This window comes from Aureimonas sp. CAS (assembly GCF_059838215.1).
Genome location: NZ_CM187563.1, coordinates 2,341,178 through 2,364,758 on the forward strand (window position 1 = coordinate 2,341,178; position 23,581 = coordinate 2,364,758).

The window sequence follows — 23,581 nt, forward strand, 5'->3', positions numbered from 1 at the left end:
GGAAACGGGGCTTTCGCGCCGTTCTAGTGCCGGCACCCCGGCTTTGCCAGTTCAGGCAGCCGGAACGAAGGGCACGACCTCGCGGCCCGGTTCGAACCGCCCGATCCGCGCGATCTCCCATTCGAGCAAGACCGCGTTCGCCTCGAACACGCGCCGCCGCACGGTCTCGCCCAAGAGCTCCAGATCGTGGGCGCTGGCCGAACCCGTGTTGATCATGAAGTTGCAGTGCATCTGCGACATCTGTGCGTCGCCGATCGCAAAGCCCCGCAGGCCTGCCCTGTCGACTTCCTTCCAGGCGGACGAGCCGGCGGGGTTCTTGAAGGTCGAGCCGCCCGTCTTCTCGCGCACGGGCTGCACGGTCTCACGGTGGTGCTGCACCTCGTCCATCGCCCGGCGGATCTCGACCGGCTCGGCGGAGGGACCTTCGAGGAGCGCGGAGACGAAGACGAAATCCTTCGGCACGGCGGTGTGCCGATAGGTGAAGCCCATGTCGTCGCGGTTCAGAACGTGTCTTCGCCCCTCACGGTCGAAGGCGACGGCCTCGACGAAGCGCTCGGCGATCTCGACGCCGTTGGCGCCCGCATTCATGCGCAGCGCCCCGCCGATGGCCCCCGGAATGCCGTGGAGGAAATGGAAGCCGCCGATTCCCGCATCGAGCGCAGCGGCCGCCACGCGCTTGTCGGGCGCGCCGGTGCCGACCGACAAGCGATGTTCGCCCGTCCGCTCGACCGAGCCGAAGGCTTTGGCCGGAAGCTTGAGGACGACGCCTTCGACGCCGCCGTCGCGCACCATCAGATTGGAGCCGATGCCGACCACCGTCAGCGGAACGTCGTCCGGCAGGGCGGCGAGGAAGGCCGAAAGGTCGGCTTCGTCGGCCGGCTCGAACAGGAGATCGGCCGGCCCGCCGGTGCGGAACCAGGTGATCTTGGACAGATCCGCCCGAGGGGTCAGCCGCCCCCGCAAGCCGGCGGCGCGAAGATCGGCTTCGAGGCTCACGCGGCGCCCTTCGCCTCCAGCGCGTCGAGTTCGCCCGGCAGCGCATAGGCCCAGCTGGTGATGGAGCCGGCCCCCAGGCACACGACCATGTCGTTCGGCCGGGCGATCTGTCGGACCAGCGGGGCAAGCTCCTCCGGCCCTTCGATCAGACGCGCGTCGCGGTGGCCGCCGAGCTTCAGCCGCTCGACCAGCATCTCGGAGTTCACGAACTCGATCGGCTCCTCGCCGGCCGCATAGACCGGGGCGAGGACGACCGTGTCGGCATCGTTGAAGCAGCCGGCGAACTCCGGGAACAGGCTCTGCAGGCGGGTGTAGCGATGCGGCTGGACCACGGCGATGACGCGGCCCTTGGCCGCCGAGCGCGCCGCCGACAGAACCGCGCGGATTTCCACCGGGTGGTGCCCGTAATCGTCGTAGACGTCGACACCGCCGGACTGGCCGGTGTGGGTGAAGCGGCGCTTCACGCCCCCGAAGGAGGCCAGCCCCTTCTTGATGGCCTCGGCCGTGATGCCGAGGCGATGGGCGACGGCGATGGCGGCCGTGGCGTTGGAGACATTGTGACGCCCCGGCATCGGCAGCACCAAGTCCTTGAACTCCAGCGTCTCGCCGGTCACGCGGTCCCGATAGGTCGCGTCGAAGATCGACTTCGCTCCGTCGACCCGCACGTTCGAGAACCGCATGTCGGACTGGATGTTCTCGCCATAGGTGATGATGCGCCGGTCCTCGATCTCCGAGACCAGCGTCTGCACCTCGGGATGGTCGAGGCACATCACGGCGAAGCCGTAGAAGGGCACGTTCTCGACGAAGGCGCGGAAGGCCGCGCGCACCTTGTCGAAGGTGCCGTAATGGTCGAGATGCTCGGGATCGATGTTGGTGACGACCGCGACGTCGGCCGGCAGCTTCAGGAAGGTGCCGTCGCTCTCGTCGGCCTCCACCACCATCCAGTTGCCCTCGCCCATGCGGGCGTTGGTCCCGTAGGCGTTGATGATGCCGCCATTGACGACGGTCGGGTCCAGTCCGCCGGCGTCGAGGAGCGTCGCGACCATCGACGTGGTCGTCGTCTTGCCATGCGTGCCGCCGATGGCGATCGCCTGCCGGAAGCGCATGAGCTCGGCCAGCATCTCGGCGCGGCGTACGATGGGCAGCAGCCGTTCGCGGGCGGCGGCGAGCTCGGGGTTCGAGCGCTTGATCGCCGTCGAGACCACGACGACTTCCGCCACGCCCAGATTCTCGGCCGCATGACCGACATGGACGGTGACGCCCTTCTCGCGCAGGCGCTGGACATTGGCGTTCTCGCCCTGGTCCGAGCCCTGGACGGTGTAGCCGAGATTGACCAGCACCTCGGCAATGCCGCTCATGCCGATGCCGCCGATCCCGATGAAGTGGACCGGTCCGATATTGGGCGGCATCTTCATGACGCGCGTCCTTCTGGCTGTGTTTAGCGTCCCGCCGCGGGCATAGACAGAACGAGGTCGGCAAGCAACCGCGCAGCATCCGGCAGTCCCGTCGCCCTGGCGGCCGCGGCCATGCCGGCCGCCTTGTCCGGGTTCTGCGCGACATCCGAGATCAGCGACGCCAGACGGTCGGGGGAGAGATCCGACTGCCGCGCGACGATCGTGCCGCCGGCCTTCTCCAGGAGGGCGGCGTTCGCCGCCTGATCGTGATCGAGCGCGTGGGGATAAGGCACGAGGATCGACGGTCGGCCGATGGCGGAAAGCTCCGACACGGTTCCGGCGCCCGATCGCGAGACGACGAGATGCGCCTTGCCGATGCGCGCGGCCATATCGGAGAAGAAGGGCGCGATCTCGGCCGGAATGCCGCGTTCGGCATAGAAGGCCCGCACCGCGTCGACCTCGTCCGCCCGCCCCTGCTGCGTCACATGCAGGCGCCGGACGAGATCGTCCGGCAGCCGCTTCACCGCTTCGGGCAAAGCGTCGGAGAAGAACTTGGCGCCCTGGCTGCCGCCGAACACGACGAGGCGGAACGGCTCGCCGGCCCCGCTCGCCTCGTAGGGCGACGCTGCGGCCTCGAGCACGGCCGGACGGACCGGGTTGCCCGTGACGGTCAGCTTCGCCGCGACGGAGGGCTTCGGATCGACGGGCGCGATGCCGAAGGCGATGGCCGTCGCGCGGGCCGAGAGCATGCGGTTGGCGCGGCCCATCACGGCGTTCTGCTCGTGGACGACCGTCGGGCGGCTGGCCTGGACGGCGGCCATCATGGGCGGCACGGTGGGATAGCCGCCGAAGCCCACGACGACGGCCGGCTTGAGCTTGCGGATCAGCGCGCCGGACAGACGGAAGCCCTTCCAGATCGACCAGAGGGACGCCGCCAGACGATCGGGGCGCTTGGAGCCGAAGGTCGCGGAGGGGACGCGGTGGATCTCGGTGGCCGGGAAGCCTTCGATGAAGCGCCCTGCCCGCTCGTCGGTGACGAGGTGGACGTCGTGGCCGCGCGCGATCAACTCATGCGCGAGCGCCTGGGCGGGAAAAAGATGCCCGCCGGTCCCGCCGGCACATAGAAGGATTCGCACACCCGCCGAAGAGTTCGTCGATGTTGTATCGGTCAACGGCACGCGCTCGCGAAAGATCAGTGACGACTGGACGGGACGAGCGCGTCGATCAGCGCCTGAAGACGCTGGCGCACTTCACTGTCGGGAATCTGGCCGATCGCGATGGAGTATTGCAACGTCTCGCGGTCGGAGAGGACATCGACCTTCTCCTTGCCGTTTTCTTCCAGACCTTCGAAGAAGTAGGTCGGAGACACTTCGAACACCGTGGCGATCCGGTAGAGTGTCGAAGCGCTGATGCGGTTCGCCCCCGTCTCGTATTTCTGGATCTGCTGATAGGTGACCCCGATGCGGCGCCCCAGTTCTTCCAGAGACAGCCGACGCGCGGTGCGCAACAACCGAAGACGCCCCCCGACATGCACGTCGACCGGGTCACGTTCAGCTTTCAAGTTCCAACTCCGAAAACCTTTTTCGGTCCCTCGCCTACGCCCTTCCGGCGAAAACTGCAAGCGAGCGCGCAGGCCGCGACAAGGATCGGAACGACGCGCGCATGTTGACAGGCGAACCTTAGCGCATATTCACAAAATGAATGACATCATAACCGTGAGGTATCAACTCGATATCGGCGTTAATACTGGAGTAGATGAAAGCATGATCTCGAATTGCGGGCGCCCCCACGCGCTCCGACCCGCGGGCCGCCGCAAAATGCCCAGAATGAGCTATCCGCACAAGTCTTAAATATAGTAACGCGCCCTCAAGTCATACTTATAAACGATTGTCTCCGTCGCCGCGCTTCGGCCGAAGCGTCTCACTGCGACTGCGAACCTTTATCATCTAGAAGATGTGCCGTTCGGCCTTGACGATCTCGGCGACGTAGTCGCTCACAGCCTTCACGCGCGGGATACGGCGCGACGTCTCGTGCATCACCAACCAGTAGGTGCGCCGAACGGATTCGGCCGGAAGCACGCGTTCGAGACCGGCGCGTCCTGCGGCGATGAAGTCGTGCAGAATGGCGATGCCAGCGCCTGCCACGGCGGCTTCCGTCTGCCCGAGCGCCGACGAGATCGCGAGGCGCGTGGTCCATTCGGTGCGAAGGTCCGCCGCGTAGGCGATGGATCGGCTGTGGACTAGATCCTCCACCGGACCGACGAGACGGTGACGAGCCAGATCGGTGAGCGTTTGCGGGCGTCCCGCCCGGTCGAGATAGGAGGAGGCAGCATAGAGCCCGAGGCGGTAGTCGACGAGCTTGCGCGAGACGACACGCCCCTCCTGCGGCCGGTCGACCGTCACCGCCAGATCGGCCTCCCGTCGTGCGAAGGAAAAGGCCTGGGACACCGGGACGAGTTCCAGGGACAGGTCCGGATGAAGGTCCAGGAAAGGGCCGAAGCGCGGGGCGAGGAAGGCCGTTCCGAAGCCGTCGGGCGCGCCGATCCGCACGCGTCCGGAGAGGGCGCCCACCGGCCCGAAAGCGCCCTGCGCGTCCAGCCATTCCGCCTCGATCCGCTCCGCCCGCTCGGCGAACCGCTCGCCCTCTTCGGTCAGGGCGCAGCCGGCCGGCCTGCGCTCCACCAGCCTGACGCCGAGCGACGCCTCCAGCGCGCTCAGCCTGCGGCCAACAGTCGCATGATTGACGCCGAGCCGCCGTGCAGCCGCAAGAAGCTGCCCCTCCCGCGCGACGGCGAGAAAGATCCGCGCGTCGTCCCAGTTCATCGATCGATCTCCAGCCCGGTGCGATGTCGAAATTTGCACAATGGCTGGGCGTCGTGAAGCGCTTGCGCGGACCACCCCGAACGCGTGATCAAACGATGACGAAGCAAGACGGGAGAGACCCATGAACGAGATCGGCCATTTCATCGACGGCGCGCGCGTCGCCGGAACGTCGGGGCGTCAGGCCGACGTCTTCAATCCCTCGACCGGCCAGGTGTCCGCGCGCGTGGCGCTGGCCTCGGCCGACGAGCTCCAGCGGGCGGTGGACGCGGCGAAGGCCGCTCAGCCGGCCTGGGCCGCGACCAATCCGCAGCGGCGCGCCCGGGTCTTCATGAAGTTCGTCGCGCTCCTGAACGAGAACATGCAGGAGCTCGCCGAGCTTCTGTCCTCCGAGCACGGCAAGACGGTCGAGGATTCCAAGGGCGACATCGTGCGCGGCCTGGAAGTCTGCGAGTTCGTGATCGGCATCCCCCATCTGCAGAAGGGCGAGTACACCGAGGGCGCCGGTCCCGGCATCGACATGTATTCGCTGCGCCAGCCGCTCGGCATCGGCGCCGGCATCACGCCGTTCAACTTTCCGGCGATGATCCCGATGTGGATGTTCGCGCCCGCTATCGCCTGCGGCAACGCCTTCATCCTCAAGCCGTCCGAGCGCGATCCGTCCGTGCCGATGCGCCTTGCCGAACTGATGATGGAAGCCGGCCTGCCCAAGGGCATCCTCCAGGTGGTGAACGGCGACAAGGAGGCCGTCGACGGCGTCCTCCAGCACCCGGACATCTCGGCGGTCTCCTTCGTCGGCTCGACGCCGATCGCGGCCTATGTCTACGGGCAGGCCGCCGCGCAGGGTAAGCGCGCGCAGTGCTTCGGGGGCGCGAAGAACCACATGATCATCATGCCCGACGCCGATCTCGATCAGGCGGCGGACGCCCTCATCGGCGCGGGCTACGGCTCGGCGGGCGAGCGCTGCATGGCGATCTCGGTGGCCGTACCGGTCGGCGAGGCGACCGCGAACGCGCTGATCGACAAGCTGATCCCGAAGGTCGAGGCGCTGAAGATCGGCCCCTACACGGACACGGGCGCCGATTTCGGCCCGGTCGTGACCAAGGCGGCGCAAGAGAAGATCCTCGGCCTCATCGAGGCCGGCGTGAAGGAAGGCGCGGACCTCAAGGTCGACGGTCGCGGCTTCTCCATGCAGGGTTACGAGGACGGCTTCTATGTGGGCGCCTGCCTCTTCGACAACGTCACGCCCGACATGGACATCTACCGTCAGGAGATCTTCGGCCCCGTCCTCTCCGTCGTGCGGGCGAAGGACTACGAGGACGCCCTGTCGCTGCCGATGAAGCACGAGTACGGCAACGGCGTCGCGATCTACACGCGCGACGGCGATGCGGCGCGCGACTTCGCGGCCCGCATCAATATCGGCATGGTCGGCGTCAACGTACCGGTTCCGGTGCCCCTCGCCTATCATTCCTTCGGCGGCTGGAAGCGCTCGTCCTTCGGCGATCTGAACCAGCACGGCCCGGACTCGATCAAGTTCTGGACCCGCACCAAGACCGTCACGAGCCGCTGGCCGTCCGGCATCAAGTCGGGCGCGGAGTTCTCCATGCCCGTCATGCGCTGACGCGCGGGCCGACGATCCAACGATAAAGGGCGCGGTGCCTTCCCGGTGCCGCGCCCTTTCATTTCGAGTGCGACCGTTCAGCGCTCGATGAAGTCGGCCTTCCAGAGGCCCGTGCCGACGAGTTTGGAGAGTTCGGCGACGCAGAGCTGCTCGACGGCTTCGGCCACCTTTCCAGACGGCCTGTCATAGGGGCGCACGAGATGCACCGTGCGCGACAGCGGCGGCGAGCCGATCGGCCAGGTGCGGAAGCGGGCGGTGTCGGGCTCGCGCGCGACGGCGTTCTCCGGCAGGACCGAATAGGCCAGACCGCGCCCGACGATCTCCTTGATCGCCGAATAGCTGTCCACCTCGATCACGGTCGGCAGCTCCAGCCCGAGCCGTCCGATCTCCTCGTCCAGAAGGCTCCGCAGGCCATGGCCGACGCTCGGCAGGACCAGCGGCAGGGCGTGCAGCGTCGAAAGGTCGACCGCTCCGTCCGCCGGCGTCTCGATGCCCGCGACACCCGAGACATGAGCGAAGAGCCGCATCTCCTCCGTGAGAATCGGCGAGGACCGGAGACCCCGCTCGTCCACCGGGATGTAGACCAGCCCGAGATCGACGCGCCCGTCATAGAGCCATTCGAGAACGTAGCCGCTCATCGCCTCCGCGATCTTCAGGCGGATCTTCGGGAAGCGCTCGCGCACGGCCAGGATCAGCGGCACGGACAGCATCTCGCCCAGCGTTCCCGGCAGTCCGAGACGCACCTCGCCGGCCGGCTCGCTGTCATGTTCGGCGACCGCGCGAAGGGTCGCCTCGAACTCCGCGATGATCGAGCGCGCCCGCTCCAGAAGAAGCCGGCCCGCATCGGTCGGCAGCACGCCCTGGGGCGTTCGCAGAAGCAGGGTCGTGCCGAGGTCGGCCTCCATGTTGCGCACATGCAGGCTCAGCGCGGGCTGGGCCACGCGAAGAGCGATCGCGGCGCGCGAGAAGCTCTTGGCCTCCACGATCGCGACGAAATAGCGAAGCTGCCGGATGTCCAAGCCGTCCTCCCTGCCGTTCGGGACATCCTCTACAGGAAGGTTGGCGGCATCGGTATGGGCTGCGCGCTCAGCCGAACTCGGCGCGGACCGCGTCCGTATGCGCGCCGAGCGCGGGGACGGCGCCGAAGGCCGGGATCCGTCCGTCCATGACGAAGCCGGGCGCCAGCATGGTCACGGGTCCCGTCGGCGTCTCGACCGTCACCGTGCGGTTCTGCGGATGGGCGGCGAGGTCGTCGAGCGTCGAGACCCGTCCGTAGGCGATCTGGGCCTCGTCCATGCGGGCGGTCGCCTCCTCCCGGCCGATCGTCAGGAACACGCCCTCGACGATGCGCTCCAGCGCCGGCCGGTTGGCGACGCGCAGATTGTTGGAGGAGAAGCGCGCATCCGTCGAAAGCTCCGCGTTGCGCAGGACCGTTCGGCACAGATTGGCCCATTCGCGCTCGTTCTGGATCGAGAGCAGCACCTCGCGGCCGTCAGCGCAGGCATAGACCCCGTAGGGCGCGATGGTCGGATGCGACAGGCCGGCGCGCGGCGGCACCTTTCCGCCGTAGACGTATTGGAGATACGGCACGTTCATCCAGTCGGAGAGCGCATGGAAGAGCGACAGCGCGATGTGCCGCCCCTTTCCCGTCCGCTCCCGCGCGAACAGGGCCTGGAGCACCGCCGAATGCGCGGTCATCCCCGCCGCGATGTCGCAGACCGAGACGCCGACCCGCGCCGGCCCGTGCTCGTTGCCGGTGACCGAGGACAGGCCCGTCTCGGCCTGCACGAGAAGGTCGTAGGCCTTCTGCCGGGCGAGCGGCCCCTCCTCGCCATAGCCGGAGATGGAACAGGTGACGAGGCGGGGGAAGCGCTCGCGCAGCGAGGCCATGCCGAGCCCCAGCCGGTCGAGCGCGCCGGGCGCAAGATTCTGGATGAAGACGTCCGCCTCGGCGATGATGGAGAGAAGGAGATCGCGGTCCGCCTCCTCCTTGAGGTCGAGCCGGACCGATTCCTTGCCCCGGTTCAGCCAGACGAAATAGGCGCTCTCGCCATGGACCAGATGGTCGTAGTTTCGGGCGAAATCGCCCTCCGGGCGCTCCACCTTGATGACGCGCGCGCCGGCATCGGCGAGCCTCCCGGAGACGTAGGGCGCGGCGACCGCCTGCTCGACCGAGACGACGAGAATGCCCGAAAGGTCCGACTGCTCCGTCATCGCCGCTTCACTCCGTGTCCGAACGGAGCGATACGTCGCCGATCCGCGCGCTGGAGACAAATAGGTCCTCGTGAGGGGCCCAAGACAGCGACGCGATGGGAGGAGACTTAAATGACCATCGAGGGACGGCCGAAGGGCGTGACGCCGATCGCGGAAGAGGATTTCGTCGGCTCGATCGCCGACGCGCTCCAATACATCTCGATCTACCACCCGCCGGACTTCATCGCGCATCTCGCCCTCGCCTACGAACGGGAGAAGAGCCCGCCCGCGCGGCAGGCTATGGCGCAGATCCTCGTCAATTCGCGCATGGCCGCGCTGGGCGGACGCCCGATGTGCCAGGACACGGGAACGGTCAACGTCTTCGTCAAGATCGGCATGGAGGCGCGCTTCGCCTTCACGCGTCCGATCGCCGAGCTCGTCGACGAAGCCGTGGCGCGCGCCTACACGAACCCGGACAATCCGCTGCGCGCCTCGATCGTCGCCGACCCGATCTTCGAACGGCGCAACACGCGCACGAACGCTCCGGCCGTGACGCATGTCGAGATGGTGGCCGGCTCGCGGGTCGACATCCACGTTGCCGCCAAGGGCGGCGGGTCGGAGAACAAGGCGAAGTTCGCCGCTCTCAATCCGAGCGCATCGATCAGGGACTGGGTGCTGAAGACCGTGGAGGGTCTGGGCGCGGGCTGGTGTCCGCCGGGGCTTCTCGGGCTCGGGATCGGCGGCACGGCGGAGAAGGCCATGCTGATGGCCAAGGAATCGCTGATGGCGCCGATCGACATGACCGAGCTTCTGGAGCGCGGTCCGTCCTCCCGGCTCGAGGAGCTGCGGATCGAGCTCTACGAGGCGGTCAACGCGCTGGGCATCGGCGCGCAGGGTCTCGGCGGCCTGACGACGGTGCTCGACGTCAAGATCGCGACGCATCCCGTCCACGCGGCCTCGCTGCCGGTCGGGCTCATCCCGCAATGCGCCGCCGACCGGCACCTGCACTTCACGCTCGACGGCTCGGGGCCGGCCGTCCTCGCGCCGCCTTCGATCGACCTCTGGCCGCAGATCGCTTTGGAGGGCGCGGGCGAGGTGCGGCGCGTCGATCTCGACTCGCTGACGCGCGAGGAGGTCGCCAGCTGGCGGGCGGGCGAGACCATCCTCCTCTCCGGCCGGCTCCTGACGGGGCGCGACGCCGCGCACAAGCGGATGGCCGACATGATCGGGCGCGGCGAGGCGCTCCCCGTCGATCTGAAGGACCGCGCGATCTACTATGTCGGCCCGGTGGACGCCGTGGCCGGCGAAGCGGTCGGGCCGGCGGGGCCGACGACCTCCACCCGGATGGACCCCTTCACCGATCTCATCCTCGACAGGACGGGCCTGCTCGTCATGGTCGGCAAGGCCGAGCGGGGGCCGGAGACGGTGAAGAGCATCGCGCGGCACGGCGCGGCCTATCTGATCGCCGTCGGCGGGGCCGCCTATCTCGTATCGAAGGCGATCAAGCGCTCCCGCGTGCTGGCCTTCGAGGATCTCGGCATGGAAGCGATCCACGAGTTCACGGTGCAGGACATGCCCGTGACGGTCGCGGTCGATTCCACTGGGGCCTCCATCCACGAGACCGGCCCGAAGCGCTGGCGCGCGCCCGAGATCAACTTCGTCCCCGCCTGATCCGCCATTGTCGATCGCTATTCCCGCCAGCCCGAACCCGTCTTTGCCTCCGGCGGGACAGGACGCGACAATGGCGGGAAACGAAGGACGCGATTTGACGATGGACACGCCCGCCCCCGCGCAGGACCACCAGGACATCCGCGAGGAGGTCGCCAAGCTCTGCGCGGCCTTTCCGGGCGAGTACTGGCAGAAGCTCGACCGCGAGAGCGCCTATCCACAGGAGTTCGTCAACGCCCTGACCGAAGGCGGCTGGCTGTCGGCGCTGATCCCGGAGGAATACGGCGGCTCGGGCCTGCCGCTCTCGGCCGCCGCCGCGATCCTGGAGGAGATCCAGAAGTCCGGCTGCAACGGCGGCGCCTGTCACGCGCAGATGTACATCATGGGCGCGCTGCTGCGGCACGGGAACGAGGAGCAGAAGCGGACCTATCTGCCGAAGATCGCCACCGGAGAGCTGCGCCTCCAGGCCTTCGGCGTCACCGAGCCGACGAGCGGCACGGACACGACCTCGATCAAGACCTTCGCGGAGAGGCGCGGCGACGTCTACGTCGTCAACGGCCAGAAGGTCTGGACGAGCCGGGCCGAGCATTCCGACCTCATGCTGCTCCTCGCCCGAACGACGCCCAAGGACAAGGTCGCCAAGAAGACGGACGGGCTCTCGGTCTTCTTCGTCGACATGGCGAAGGCGAGGAACAACGGCCTGACGATCAAGCCCATCCGCGCGATGATGAACCACGCGGCGACCGAGGTCTTCTTCGACAATGTCGAGGTGCCGGCGGAAAATCTGATCGGCGAGGAGGGCAAGGGCTTCCGCTATATCCTCTCCGGCATGAACGCGGAGCGCATTCTGATCGCCGCCGAATGCGTGGGCGACGCCAAATGGTTCATCCGGAAGGCGAGCGACTACGCCCGCGAGCGCGTCGTCTTCGGCCGGCCGATCGGCCAGAATCAGGGCATCCAGTTCCCGATCGCGCGCGCCTATGCCCAGATGCGCGCGGCCGAACTGATGGTGCACGAGGCCGCGCGACTGTTCGAGCAGGGCGTCCAGTGCGGCGAGCAGGCCAACCTCGCCAAGATGCTGGCGGCGGACGCCTCCTGGGCCGCCGCCGAGGCCTGCCTTCAGACGCATGGCGGCTTCGGCTTCGCCGAGGAATACGACGTGGAGCGCAAGTTCCGCGAGGCGCGGCTCTATCAGGTGGCCCCGATCTCGACCAACCTCATCCTTTCCTACGTCTCCGAGCACGTGCTCGGCCTGCCCCGTTCCTACTGAAAGACCGGACGTGACCGACACGATCGACATCGACCATCTGAAGAGCTGGATCGGGCGGGAGGAAGAGGCCGTCGACCGGATCGACGCGCGGCTGGTCCGATCGCTCCGCGCCACGCTCGGCGAGGAGCCCGGCGATCCCGTGCCGGGCGACGAGGCGCCGCCCTGCGCGCATTGGTGCCTCGCGCCGCCGATCGTCGCCAACGACAGGACGGGACCGGACGGACACCCTGCGCGGGGCGGCTTCCTGCCGCCGGTGCCCCTGCCCCGCCGCATGTGGGCCGGCGGTCACATCGCCTTCCACGCGCCGCTGGCGGTGGGCGACGAGGTGGTCCGGCGCTCGCGCATCGGCAGCGTCGATCTGAAGGAAGGGCGCACGGGGCGCCTGATCTTCGTCGCGGTCCATCACGACTATTCGACGGAGCGAGGCCTCGCGATCGCCGAGCGGCACGACATCGTCTACCGCGACGCGCCGACCGCCATGGCGGCATCGGCGACCGGCGCGCCGGACCTTGCCCCGGCGGATGCGTCGGAGAGCTTCGACCCGACCTCGCTGGTCCTGTTCCGCTACTCGGCGCTGACCTTCAACGGCCACCGCATCCACTACGACCGCACCTATGCGCGGCAGGAGGAGTTCTATCCGGGCCTCGTCGTGCACGGGCCGCTGCAGGCGACGCTCCTCGTGCGACTGGCGGCCCGCACCCTCGGCCGGATGCCGGCGGAGGTGAGCTATCGCGGCGTCTCGCCTCTCTTCGACGGCGACCGGCTGGTTCTGGAAACGCGGCGAAGCGACGAGGGACTGGCGCTGCGGGCCGCGAACGGCGCCGGTGCGACGACGATGGAGGCCAGCGCGCGGTAAGGGTAGCGCGGCAGTTCGCCCCCCTCTGCCCTGCCGGGCATCTCCCCCTCAAGGGGGGAGATCATTCGCTGATAGGCATGCGCATGTCCGGACGGGTCGCCATGCCGTCAACCTGCGATCTCCCCCTTGGGGGGAGATGGGCGGCAGCCCAGAGGGGGGTGTCTTACAGAACTACGCCTCATCATCCCCGCACCGCGTCTACCACGAGCTTCAGCGAGACGAGGAACAGCGCGATCTCGACGATCCGGAAGAAGATCTTCTCCGGCAGAACCGTGACGAGCTTCCAGCCGGCGAGAACGCCGAGGATCGAGACCGGGATCATCCAGAAGGCCAGCGTCAGGTTCGGGCCGGTGAACTGGCCGAGCGACCAGTAGGCCGGCAGCTTGGCAAGGTTGATCGCCGCGAACAGGATCGTGGAGGTGCCGGCGAAGGTCAGCTTCTCCAGCCGCTGCGGCAGCACGTAGACCTGATAGGGCGGCCCGCCCGAATGGGAGACGAAGCTGGTGAAGCCGGCGAGCGAACCCCAGACGACGCCGCGCGGCACGTCGGCCGGTCGCGGCGGCGCGGTCCGTCCTCGTTTGCGCACGATGTCGAGTACGAAGGCGATGCCGACGATCCCGATCAGGAACGAGATCAGCCGGTCGGGAACGACCGCGGCGGTCGCCCAGCCGAACAGGATGCCGAGCATCGACGCCGGAATCAGGATGGCGAGGTTCCGGCCGCTGAAGCGCTTCCGGTAGATGACGACGCCGACCATGTCGCTGGCGATGTAGAGCGGCAGGAGCAGCGCGGCCGCTTCGAGCGGCGGCATGGTGAGCGCCAGGATCGGCACGGACAGCATGGCCACGACCGGCAGTCCGCCCTTGGAAAGGCCGACGAGGAAGGCGGCGAGCGCGACGAGAAGCGCGAGGCCGAGCGGCATATCGAATGGCATCACGCCGTGCATTCCCGTGTGTGTCCCATGCGCGCCGACGACGCCGAGCCGGCGACGTCGCCCGCCCATCCCCCGTCCCCGGCCTGTTTGGCGCGCAATCTCCGCGCGCACTCTTGATAAGCGAAGCTGATGATGTGACCAGACCCATACAGCATCGGGAGGAGAACCGAACTCGGTTTTCGAGAAAGCCCGATGCGTCGAATCGGAGCGATGGGGCGGCTTCCGTGCGTGCCGGCGGGCACGAGGCGCTCCCAGCAGTCAGAAGGCATGCGGCGACGTTGAAACCAGATGACGATCGGGCCGCGACGGTCGGCTCCGGACTGCTCGGCGCATTCCATCCCAACCGCTTCGACTATCCCCGCTTCGCGCTGGCGCTCGGGATCGGCGCCGTGGGCACGCTGGTCTTCCTCCATTTCGGCTGGCCGCTTCCCTGGATGCTCGGGCCGCTCCTCGCCTGCACCATCGCCGCGGTCGGCCGCGCGCCGGTCGCCGCCCCGGTCATCGTCCGCCCGCCCATGTCCGTCGTCCTCGGCGTGCTTCTCGGCGCGGGCTTCTCCTCCGAGATGCTGGCGCAGATGCTCGCCTGGGTCCCGACGCTTCTCGGCCTGACGCTGTTCCTTCTGGTCTCGGGCGCGATCTGCGTCGTCTACTTCCTGAAGGTCGGACGCTATGATCCCGTCACCGCCTATTTCGCCGGAATGCCGGGCGGGCTGATCGAGATGGTGCTGCTCGGCCAGGAGCGCGGCGGCGACGCGCGGCGCATCGCGCTCGTGCACGCCACGCGCATCCTCCTCACCGTCTCCAGCCTGCCTCTGATCCTGCCGCTTCTCGGCAGCGAGGTGCTGGGCGACCGGCCGCCGACCGGCGTCCCCTTCGCCGAAGCGGGCGCGGAGGCCATCGTCTGGCTGGTCGTGACCGGCCTCGCGGGCGTCCTTCTCGGGCGCAAGGCCCGCCTGCCCGCACCCTATCTGCTCGGGCCGATGATCGTCAGCGGCGTCGTGCATCTGGCGGGCTGGACCGACACGTCGCCGCCGCGCGAGCTCGTCTGGGCGGCGCAGCTCGTCCTCGGCGTCACCCTCGGCTGCCGCTTCCTCGGCACGCGCCCGCGCGAGATGGTGTCCATGCTCGTCCTGTCGCTCGGCTCCTTCATGGTTCTGCTCGTGGCTGCGGTGTCCTTCGCGACCCTTCTCGCGGCGCTGACGCCGTTCGATGTTCCGACGGTCTTCCTCGCCTACGCGCCGGGCGGGCTGGTGGAGACGAGCGTCATCGCGCTGGCGCTGCAGATCGAGGTCGCCTTCGTCGCTTCGCACCACATCGTGCGGGTCGTGCTGGTGATGGCGGCGGCCGCGCCGATCTTCAGGCTGGTGGAGCGTTGGCAGCGCCCTCGCCCGAACTGAAGGACCGGCAAAAAAGAACCCGCTGCGGCGGATGCCGAGCGGGCCAGTCTATGCAAAGGATCTGGGAGGAAACATTTGCATGAACTGTTTCGCATGAAGCTTCCCGGCTCTGCACCCTCGGGCCAGCATGGCAGCCATGCATCGAGCGCAAAGCTGCTTCGCAAAGCCCGAATCATCTAGCTTCAGTTCCGGGCGCCGTCAGCCGGCCTTCCCGGCGTTCTTCCTGCGCGTTTCCGCCGCCTTGCGGGCCGATGCCGAACGCTCTTCGGCCGAGCGTGACGCTGAGGCCTCGCCGCCCTTCTTGCCGCCCTTCTTCGCGGCGGGATGGCCGGTGTCCTTGCCGCGACCCGAGCCGCCCGGCTTGTTACCGCCGCCGTCGTCCTTGTTGACCGTCGCCCAAGCCCGGCGCTCGGCCTCCTTCTCGGAGACCCCGCGCTCCTCGTAGCTTTCGGCGATCTTCTCGGCCTTGCGCTCCTGCTTGTCGGTGTATTTCGACTTGTCGCCCTGGGGCATGGCGCCCTCCTCTTCGCGATGAGGAGAAGAACCGGCAAGGCGGCACGCGTGTTCCCGCCGCGCGCCGCTCACTCGATCCTGTCAGGCGGCCTCTTCGGTGGCCGTCGACGGAATGTAGTTGAGGATGGGCGCGAGCCACCGCTCGACCTCCTCCAGGCTCATGCCCTTGCGCCGGGCGTAGTCCTCGACCTGATCGCGCTCGACCTTGGCGACGCCGAAATAGTAGCTTTCCGGGTGGCCGAGATAGAGGCCGGAGACCGACGAGCCCGGCCACATGGCGTAGCTTTCGGTCAGGCGCACGTCGATCGCGGCTTCCGCGTCGAGCAGGTCGAACAGCGTCACCTTCTCGGTGTGGTCGGGCTGCGCCGGGTAGCCGGGCGCCGGGCGGATGCCGGCGTAACCTTCCCCGATCAGCTCCTCGTTCGACAGCGCCTCGTCGGCCGCGTAGCCCCAGAGCTCGTGCCGCACATGCTCGTGCATCCGCTCGGCGAAGGCCTCGGCCAGACGGTCCGCCAGCGCCTTGACCATGATCGAGGCGTAGTCGTCATTGGCCTTGGCGAAGCGGTTGGAGATCGCCTCCTCCTCGATGCCGGCGGTCACGACGAAGCCGCCGACATAGTCCGGCGTCCCGTGCGGAGCGACGAAGTCGGCCAGCGCCACGTTCGGCCGTCCGTCGCGCTTGGCGAGCTGCTGCCGCAGCGTGAAGAAGGTCGCGAGTTCCTCTCCCCGCGTCTCGTCGGTGAAGAGGCGGATGTCGTCGCCCACCGCATTGGCCGGCCAGAAGCCGACGACGGCCTTCGGCCGGAACCACTTCTCCTCGACGATCTGGGCGAGCATCGCCTTGGCGTCCTCGAAGAGCGCCCGCGCGGCCTCGCCCTGCGCCTCGTCCTCCAGGATCTTCGGGTAGCGTCCCTTCAACTCCCAGGTCTGGAAGAAGGGCGTCCAGTCGATGTAGCGGGCGAGTTCCGCCAGATCCCAGTCGTCGAAGATCTTCGTCCCCAGGAAGGACGGCTTCGTCGCGCGATAGGCGCTCCAGTCGATCTGGTGCCGGTTCTCCCGCGCGCGCTCGATCGTCAGGCGCTTCTTGTCGGCCTCCGAGCGGCGATGCGCCTCTGCGACCTTGCGGTACTCCTCGCGCACCTTCTCGATGGTCTGGTCGCGCGTTTCCGGCGAGAGCAGCGAGGACACGACGCCGACCGCGCGGCTGGCGTCCGTCACGTAGACGGTCTGCCCCTTCTCGTAGCGCGGATCGATCTTCACCGCCGTGTGGACGCGGCTGGTCGTCGCCCCGCCGATGAGAAGGGGAATGTCGAAGCCCTCGCGCTCCATCTCGGCGGCGACATGCACCATCTCGTCGAGCGAGGGCGTGATGAGGCCCGAAAGGCCGATCACGTCGACTTGTCTCTCGCGCGCGGTTTCCAGGATCTTCGCCGCCGGCACCATGACGCCGAGATCGATCACCTCGTAATTGTTGCAGGCGAGGACGACGCCGACGATGTTCTTGCCGATGTCGTGGACGTCGCCCTTCACCGTCGCCATCAGGATGGTGCCGGCGTTGCGGCGCTCCTCGGCGCCGCCCGCCTCCATGCGCTGGCGCTTCTCCTCCTCCATGAAGGGAAGGAGATGGGCGACGGCCTGCTTCATGACGCGCGCCGACTTCACCACCTGCGGCAGGAACATCTTGCCGGCGCCGAAGAGGTCGCCGACGACGTTCATGCCCGCCATCAGGGGACCTTCGATGACGTGCAGCGGACGCTCGGCCTTCAGCCGCGCCTCCTCCGTATCGGCGTCGATGAACTCGGTGATGCCGTTGACGAGCGCGTAGGACAGCCGGTCCTCGACCGGCTTCTCGCGCCAGGAGAGGTCGCGCGCCTTCGCCTCGCGGCCGCCCTGCCCCTTGTAGCGCTCGGCGATGTCGAGCAGCCGCTCGGTCGGCGACTTGCCGTCGCGGCCCGGCCGGTCGAGGACCACGTCCTCGCAGGCCTCCCGCAGCTCCGGGTCGATGGATTCGTAGACGGCGAGCTGGCCGGCATTGACGATGCCCATGTCCATGCCGCGCTGGATCGCGTGATACAGGAACACGGCGTGCATCGCCTCGCGCACGGGCTCGTTTCCGCGGAACGAGAAGGACAGGTTCGAGACGCCGCCCGAGATGTGGACGTGCGGCAGGGTCTCGCGGATCGTCTTGGTCGCCTCGATGAAGGCGACGCCGTAGCCGTCATGCTCCTCGATGCCGGTCGCCACCGCGAAGACGTTCGGGTCGAAGACGATGTCCTCGGGCGGAAAGCCGTTCTCCGTCAGGAGCTTGTAGGCGCGGGTGCAGATTTCGACCTTGCGTTCGTAGCTGTCGGCCTGCCCCTCCTCGTCGAAGGCCATGACGACGACCGCCGCGCCGTAGAGGCGGCAGAGACGCGCCTGCGCCAGGAACTGCTCCTCGCCCTCCTTCATGGAGATCGAGTTGACGATGGCCTTGCCCTGAACGCATTTCAGACCGGCCTCGATCACCTCCCATTTGGAGCTGTCGATCATCACCGGCACCTTGGCGATGTCCGGCTCGGATGCGACGAGGTTCAGGTACTCGACCATCGCTCCCTTGGAGTCGATCAGGCCCTCGTCCATGTTGACGTCGATGATCTGGGCGCCGTTCGCCACCTGATCGCGCGCGACGTCGAGCGCCGCCGAGTAGTCCTGGTTGGTGATGAGCTTCCTGAACTTGGCCGAGCCGGTGACGTTGGTGCGCTCGCCGACATTCACGAAGGGAATGTCCTTCGTCAGCGTGAAGGGCTCGAGGCCTGACAGGCGCATCTTGGGCGAGACGGTCGGGATGCTTCGCGGCGCGAGGTCCGCCACGGCGTCGGCGATGGCGCGGATGTGGTCCGGCGTGGAGCCGCAGCAGCCACCCACGACGTTGATCAGGCCCTCTTCGGCAAAACCCCTCACCTGACGGGCCATCGCTTCCGGCGTCTCGTCGTACTGGCCGAACTCGTTCGGAAGGCCCGCGTTCGGATAGGCGCACAGGAAGGTGTCGGAGACGCCCGAAAGCTCGGCCAGGTGCGGCCGCATGGCTTCCGCGCCGAGCGCGCAGTTCAGCCCGATCGTGAAGGGCTTGGCATGGCGCACCGAATGCCAGAAGGCGGTCGGCGTCTGGCCCGAAAGGGTGCGGCCCGACAGATCGGTGATCGTGCCCGAGATCATGACGGGGAGCGAAACGCCCTTCTCCGCGAAGACCTCCTCAGCCGCGAAGATCGCGGCCTTGGCGTTCAGCGTGTCGAAGATCGTCTCGATCAGGATGATGTCGGAGCCGCCGTCGATGAGCCCGCGCACCTGCTCGCCATAGGCGATGCGCAGTTCGTCGAAGGAGGTCGCGCGATAGCCCGGATTGTTGACGTCCGGCGAGATGGAGGCGGTGCGGTTGGTCGGGCCGATGGCGCCCGCGACGAAACGGCGGCGCCCGTCGGCGGCTTCCGCCCGCCGACAGGCGTTCAGCGCGAGCCGCGCGCCCTCGCGGTTCAGCTCGTAGACCACCGCTTCCATCTGGTAGTCGGCCTGCGCGATCGTCGTGCCGGAGAAGGTGTTGGTCTCGACGATGTCCGCGCCCGCCATCAGATAGGCGAAGTGGATGTCCTCGATCGCCTGCGGCTGGGTGAGAACGAGAAGGTCGTTGTTGCCCTGGAGATGGCACTCGCAGGCGCCGAAGCGCTCGCCCCGGAAATGCTCCTCCGACAGGCCGAGTCCCTGGATCTGCGTGCCCATGGCGCCGTCGAGGATGAGGATGCGCTGGCGGGCCGCCTCGCGGAGCGCGGTCCAGACGTCTTCGCGCGGGCGGGGGGCGGCGCCGAAGAGGGCGCCGGTCGCGGACTTCATGAGGCTTCCTCGTGATCTCGCCGTTCTCGCGAACGATATAAGGACATCCTTATATCAGCATGCAGCCTCGTTTCTCAACGGGCGGTTCAGCGCGATCAGCCGAAGCGTTCCGCCTGCAGGCGTTCGACGATGGAAGCGACGCCGAAGCGCACCGGATCGCTGGCCGGCAGACCGTGCTCGGCGGCGACGCTCTCCAGGAAGCGCCGCGCCTCCTCCTCGCCCAGCGCCTGCGTGTTCACCGCGATCCCGACCGGGCGGATGGCCGGATTGGTCAGCGACCCGCATCGGATCGTCAGGTCGATGACGTCCTGGATGGTCGGGATCGGATGCTCGACGCCGCGCATCTTGCGGCGCGTCGGCTCGTGGCAGATCACGAAGGCGTCCGGCTGGGCGCCGTGGAGAAGGCCGAGCGAAACGCCGGCGAAGGAGGGATGGAAGAGCGAGCCCTGCCCTTCCACCACGTCCCAATGGTCGGGCGCGGCTTCGGGCGTCAGCCATTCGACCGCGCCGGAGATGAAGTCGGCGACCACCGCGTCGATCGCGACGCCCCGCCCGGCGATGAAGATGCCGGTCTGCCCGGTGGGACAGAAATCGGCGTCCATCCCCGCCTCGCGCATGCCCTTCTCCAGAGCCAGCGCGGTGTACTTCTTGCCGACGGAACAGTCGGTGCCGACGGTCAGAAGGCGCTTGCCGGTGCGCTTGGTGCCCTTGCCGGTGGCGAAGCGCTGCTCCGTGTGCCGGACGTCGTGCAGCTTCGCGCCGTGCTTGTGCGCCGCTTCCGCGATCGCGGAAACGCTTCCCAGCCGCGTGTGCAGGCCGGAGGCGACGTCCATCCCGGCCTCGATCGCCTCGACGATCGCGGCCGTCCAGTGATCCGGCATGACGCCGCCCGCGTTGACGACGCCGACGACGAGGGTCCTGGCGCCGGCCGCACGGCCCGCGGCGATGTCCATGTCCGGCAGAGAGAGATCTGCGCCGCAGCCTGGAAGCCGCATCTGCCCGACGCACCATTCGCGCCGCCAGTCGACGATGCCGTGCGCCGTCTTGGCGGCCAGCTGGTCCGGCACGTCGCCGAGGAACATCAGGTAGGGCGAGGCGATTTCCATGAGGCGCTCCAACGGCGGCGAGCTTCGCGAAGGCCTCTGGATTGCCACACTTCGCAGGACGCCGCAAAGCATTCAGGGCTGTGTCGCGATGCCCTTCCGGCGCGGGCCGAACAGGCAGGCGAGGCCCAGGAGAAGGCCGGACATCGCGGCGATCATGCCGGCGGCCGAGACGCTGGCGCCCCAGCCGACGAGAAGCGGCAGATGGGCGGCGGCGAAGAAGCCGAGGACGGCGGACAGGATCGCGAAACCCGCGCTCCAGGCGATCTGCCCGCTCATGCGGTCCGTCATCAGCCGGGCGCTCGCCGGCGGGCAGATGAACATGGCGATGACGATGATCGAGCCGACCGCGTCGAAGGCCGTCACCGCGACTGCTGCCACGAGAACGACGAGCGCGAAGGAGAAGAGGGCGGGACGCGCGCCGACGCTTTCGGCGAAGCCCGCGTCGAAGGTTCCGATCACCAGCTCCTTCCAGAACAGGGCGACGAAGAGCGCGACGATGACGAGCATGAGTGCGAGGCGCGGCAGCTGCGGCGGCAGATCCGCCAGCGCGGCTGGATCGACCAGCGAGGACCAGCCGAGCCCGGAGAACCAGACGAGGCTTTCCAGATTGCCGTAGAGCGCGTGCTCGACGTCGAGGTGGACCGAGCTCGTGTCGGAGCGCTCGATGAGAAGGATGCCGCCCGCGAACATGGCGGTGAAGACGACGCCCATCGCCGCGCCCGGCTCGACCCGACCGACCCGGCGGACGAGTTCGATCAGGAGGACGGACGCGACCGCTGCGAGGCCCGCCCCGATCAGCATCGGCCCGGCGGCGACCGATCCGGTCACCAGAAACGCCATGACGATGCCGGGCAGGACCACGTGGCTGACGGCATCTCCGATCAGCGCCTGACGCCGCAGGACGAGGAAGTTGCCGACGAGCGCGCAGGAGAGCGAGGCGAGCACGCCGACTAGAAGCGGCACCAGCGACAGGAAGACGAAATCGTCGAACATCAGCCCTGCCTCGCCGCCATGCGTTCGAGTTCGCCGACGCGCTCGGGGCCGATGAGTTCGTCCACCGGACGAAGGTCGAGATCGAACGCACGGGCTTCGGCCGGGAAGGCGCGGCGGTGGACGGCGCGCAGCCGCTCGTCGCGCTCGGTCGCCTCCGCCGCGCGCCGCCCCTCGGCGGTCGGCTCCCCCTGCGCGTCCACGAAGCCCCGGCGACGCAGAGCCGCGATGCCGTCCGCGTCCGGACGGCGTCCGTGGGCGATGTCCAGAAGGCCTTGGCGCAGGAGGATCGCGCGGGCGAGCCCCCTCGCCTCGCCACGGCCCGCCAGCACGCCGCGCAGCGGAGAGAAGACCAGCGAGAGCATGAAGATCGCGAAGGACACGAGAACGATGAGCGCCCCGGTCGGCATGTTGGCGTCGAGCGCCGAAAGCACCGTCCCGACGTAAGCCGAAAGAGCCCCGATCAGCGCGGCGATGGCGACCATGCGGCCCGGCCGGTCGGTCCAGAAGCGCGCGGCGACCGGCGGAATGATCGTCAGCGCGACGATGAGGACGAGGCCGGCGACGCGCAGGCCGACGACGGTGACGAGCAGCGTCAGCGCCATCAGGGCCAGATCGGTCGCGCGCAGGCTGAGCCCCCGCGCCGCAGCATAGCCGGGATCGAAGGCGACCAGCGTGAAGGGCCGGCGCAGGACGAAGACCGCGACACCGATCAGGGCGGCCGAGATCGCGATCGTCTCGGCCTCCGAGCGCAGCATCGAGGCGGTCGAGCCGACGAGGAAACCGGAGAGTCCGGCCTGCCCCCCGGTGTTCAAGGACTGGACGATGGTGAGGAGCACGACGCCGAGGCCGAAGAAGGAGGAGAGCACCGCGCCGATCGCCGCATCCTCCGACAGGCGTGTGCGCCGTGCGATCCATTCAACGGCGAGGAGGCCGAGCCCGGCCGAAAGCGTCGCGCCGAGAAGGAGGCCCGGAATCCAGCGCCCGTCGCCCCAGACGAGGGCCATGAGAATGAAGGCGAGCACGAGACCCGGCAGCGTCGAATGGCTGATCGCGTCCGAGACGAGGGAGCGCTTGCGCAGGAGGACGAAGCCGCCGACGGCGCCGGCGCTCGCGCCCAGGATCGCCGCGCCGATGGTGACGAGCGCGGTGTTGTAGCCCGCCTGAAGCGTCAGCGCGGCTAAGAGCAGGTTCATCATCAGGCGGCCTCGACCTCGGCGTTCGACCCGTCCTCGACGGTCAAGCGGCCGCCATAGGCGATGTGGAGATTGGCGCGTGTGAAGGCCGAGGCGACCGGACCGTCCGCGACCTTGCGGCCGTTGACGAGGAGCGCCCGGTCGAAGATGCGCGCGACGCTGGAGAGGTCGTGGTGGACGCAGACGATGGTGCGCCCGCCGGCGTTGATGCTCTTCAGCACCTCCACGATCGCCTGCTCGGTCGCCGCGTCCACGCCGGCGAAGGGCTCGTCCATGATGTAGAGGTCGGCGTCCTGCGCGAGCGCGCGCGCCAGAAAGACGCGCTGCTGCTGACCGCCGGAGAGCTGGCCGATCTGACGCGCGGCGAAATCCTGCAGACCGACGCGCGACAGGCAATCCATGGCCTTCGCCCGGTGGCGCCGGCCCGCGAGGCGGAACAGCCCGAGCTCGCGATAGAGCCCCATGGTCACGACGTCGAGCGCGGTGGCGGGGAAATCCCAGTCGACGCTGGCGCGCTGGGGCATGTAGGCGACGCGGGCGCGGACCCTCTCGAGCGGTTCGCCGAAGAAGCGAACCTCGCCCGTCACCTTCGGCACGATGCCGAGACAGGTCTTGATGAGGGTCGACTTGCCCGCCCCGTTCGGACCGACGATCGCCGTCATCGAGCCCGCCGGGATCGATGCGTCGATCGACAGCAGCACCGGCTTGCCGCCATAGGCGGCGGAAAGGTTGCGGATCGTCAGCGCGTCGGTCCGGGCGAGCAT

Annotated in this window: 19 protein-coding genes; 5 read left to right on the forward strand and 14 right to left on the reverse strand. The window is 68.3% G+C overall.

The genetic code is table 11. From position 1 onward, the window contains the following. Nucleotides 1-51: 51 nt before the first annotated feature. The 5 genes from murB to AC6R2M_RS11360 all read right to left on the reverse strand — a co-directional run bounded on the left by murB (nucleotide 52) and on the right by AC6R2M_RS11360 (nucleotide 5,212). Complete coding sequence (gene murB, locus AC6R2M_RS11340; RefSeq protein WP_500482189.1) at nucleotides 52-996, reverse strand: UDP-N-acetylmuramate dehydrogenase; 945 nt, start codon at nucleotides 994-996, stop codon at nucleotides 52-54. Beyond that, a complete protein-coding gene (murC, locus tag AC6R2M_RS11345) occupies nucleotides 993-2,411 on the reverse strand; it encodes a UDP-N-acetylmuramate--L-alanine ligase (protein ID WP_500482191.1) in 1,419 nt (472 codons plus the stop codon). The genes murB and murC overlap by 4 nt, the downstream gene beginning before the upstream one ends. A 23-nt stretch (nucleotides 2,412-2,434) precedes the next feature. After that, nucleotides 2,435-3,562 carry an undecaprenyldiphospho-muramoylpentapeptide beta-N-acetylglucosaminyltransferase gene (gene murG / locus AC6R2M_RS11350; RefSeq protein WP_500482193.1) on the reverse strand — a complete coding sequence of 376 codons (1,128 nt, stop codon included), beginning with the start codon at nucleotides 3,560-3,562 and terminating at the stop codon, nucleotides 2,435-2,437. Between the two features lie 20 nt (nucleotides 3,563-3,582). Continuing rightward, nucleotides 3,583-3,951 (reverse strand): helix-turn-helix domain-containing protein, encoded by a 369-nt coding sequence (locus tag AC6R2M_RS11355; protein ID WP_500482195.1) that lies wholly within the window; start codon nucleotides 3,949-3,951, stop codon nucleotides 3,583-3,585. 385 nt (nucleotides 3,952-4,336) lie between these two features. After that, on the reverse strand, nucleotides 4,337-5,212 hold the full coding sequence (locus AC6R2M_RS11360) for a LysR family transcriptional regulator (protein WP_500482197.1): 876 nt from the start codon (nucleotides 5,210-5,212) through the stop codon (nucleotides 4,337-4,339). A gap of 121 nt (nucleotides 5,213-5,333) precedes the next feature. Here AC6R2M_RS11360 and AC6R2M_RS11365 point away from each other — a divergent pair, with 121 nt between their 5' ends. After that, entirely contained in the window at nucleotides 5,334-6,830 is a 1,497-nt protein-coding gene (locus AC6R2M_RS11365; RefSeq protein ID WP_500482199.1) for a CoA-acylating methylmalonate-semialdehyde dehydrogenase, read from the forward strand. Between the two features lie 77 nt (nucleotides 6,831-6,907). Here AC6R2M_RS11365 and AC6R2M_RS11370 read toward each other — a convergent pair whose 3' ends face one another. Next, nucleotides 6,908-7,849, reverse strand: coding sequence for a LysR family transcriptional regulator (locus AC6R2M_RS11370; RefSeq protein WP_500482201.1), 942 nt, complete (start codon nucleotides 7,847-7,849; stop codon nucleotides 6,908-6,910). Between the two features lie 67 nt (nucleotides 7,850-7,916). Further along, nucleotides 7,917-9,044, reverse strand: a complete 1,128-nt coding sequence (locus tag AC6R2M_RS11375; protein WP_500482203.1) for a CaiB/BaiF CoA transferase family protein — start codon at nucleotides 9,042-9,044, stop codon at nucleotides 7,917-7,919. A gap of 111 nt (nucleotides 9,045-9,155) precedes the next feature. Between AC6R2M_RS11375 and AC6R2M_RS11380 the strand changes: the two genes are divergently transcribed. From AC6R2M_RS11380 to AC6R2M_RS11390, 3 genes are all read left to right on the forward strand, one after another. Then, nucleotides 9,156-10,694, forward strand: coding sequence for a fumarate hydratase (locus AC6R2M_RS11380; protein ID WP_500482205.1), 1,539 nt, complete (start codon nucleotides 9,156-9,158; stop codon nucleotides 10,692-10,694). 100 nt (nucleotides 10,695-10,794) lie between these two features. Then, entirely contained in the window at nucleotides 10,795-11,961 is a 1,167-nt protein-coding gene (locus AC6R2M_RS11385) for an acyl-CoA dehydrogenase family protein (protein ID WP_500482207.1), read from the forward strand. A gap of 10 nt (nucleotides 11,962-11,971) precedes the next feature. Then, on the forward strand, nucleotides 11,972-12,817 hold the full coding sequence (locus tag AC6R2M_RS11390) for an HTD2 family dehydratase (RefSeq protein ID WP_500482209.1): 846 nt from the start codon (nucleotides 11,972-11,974) through the stop codon (nucleotides 12,815-12,817). A 181-nt stretch (nucleotides 12,818-12,998) separates the two neighbouring features. On the opposite strand, the gene AC6R2M_RS11395 is transcribed toward AC6R2M_RS11390, so the two are convergent. After that, on the reverse strand, nucleotides 12,999-13,751 hold the full coding sequence (locus AC6R2M_RS11395; RefSeq protein ID WP_500487571.1) for a sulfite exporter TauE/SafE family protein: 753 nt from the start codon (nucleotides 13,749-13,751) through the stop codon (nucleotides 12,999-13,001). 278 nt (nucleotides 13,752-14,029) lie between these two features. Between AC6R2M_RS11395 and AC6R2M_RS11400 the strand changes: the two genes are divergently transcribed. Next, complete coding sequence (locus tag AC6R2M_RS11400) at nucleotides 14,030-15,148, forward strand: AbrB family transcriptional regulator (protein ID WP_500482211.1); 1,119 nt, start codon at nucleotides 14,030-14,032, stop codon at nucleotides 15,146-15,148. Between the two features lie 198 nt (nucleotides 15,149-15,346). On the opposite strand, the gene AC6R2M_RS11405 is transcribed toward AC6R2M_RS11400, so the two are convergent. From AC6R2M_RS11405 to AC6R2M_RS11430, 6 genes are all read right to left on the reverse strand, one after another. Then, nucleotides 15,347-15,661, reverse strand: a complete 315-nt coding sequence (locus tag AC6R2M_RS11405; RefSeq protein ID WP_500482213.1) for a plasmid stabilization protein — start codon at nucleotides 15,659-15,661, stop codon at nucleotides 15,347-15,349. A gap of 81 nt (nucleotides 15,662-15,742) precedes the next feature. Next, on the reverse strand, nucleotides 15,743-19,525 hold the full coding sequence (gene metH / locus AC6R2M_RS11410) for a methionine synthase (RefSeq protein ID WP_500482215.1): 3,783 nt from the start codon (nucleotides 19,523-19,525) through the stop codon (nucleotides 15,743-15,745). Nucleotides 19,526-19,620: 95 nt separating this feature from the next. Then, nucleotides 19,621-20,631 carry an N-acetyltransferase DgcN gene (gene dgcN / locus AC6R2M_RS11415; protein ID WP_500482217.1) on the reverse strand — a complete coding sequence of 337 codons (1,011 nt, stop codon included), beginning with the start codon at nucleotides 20,629-20,631 and terminating at the stop codon, nucleotides 19,621-19,623. A 72-nt stretch (nucleotides 20,632-20,703) separates the two neighbouring features. Then, entirely contained in the window at nucleotides 20,704-21,624 is a 921-nt protein-coding gene (locus AC6R2M_RS11420) for a metal ABC transporter permease (RefSeq protein WP_500482219.1), read from the reverse strand. Next, nucleotides 21,624-22,820 (reverse strand): metal ABC transporter permease, encoded by a 1,197-nt coding sequence (locus tag AC6R2M_RS11425; RefSeq protein WP_500482221.1) that lies wholly within the window; start codon nucleotides 22,818-22,820, stop codon nucleotides 21,624-21,626. The genes AC6R2M_RS11420 and AC6R2M_RS11425 overlap by 1 nt, the downstream gene beginning before the upstream one ends. Continuing rightward, a complete protein-coding gene (locus AC6R2M_RS11430) occupies nucleotides 22,820-23,581 on the reverse strand; it encodes a metal ABC transporter ATP-binding protein (protein ID WP_500487572.1) in 762 nt (253 codons plus the stop codon). Before AC6R2M_RS11430 ends, AC6R2M_RS11425 begins: the two co-directional genes overlap by 1 nt.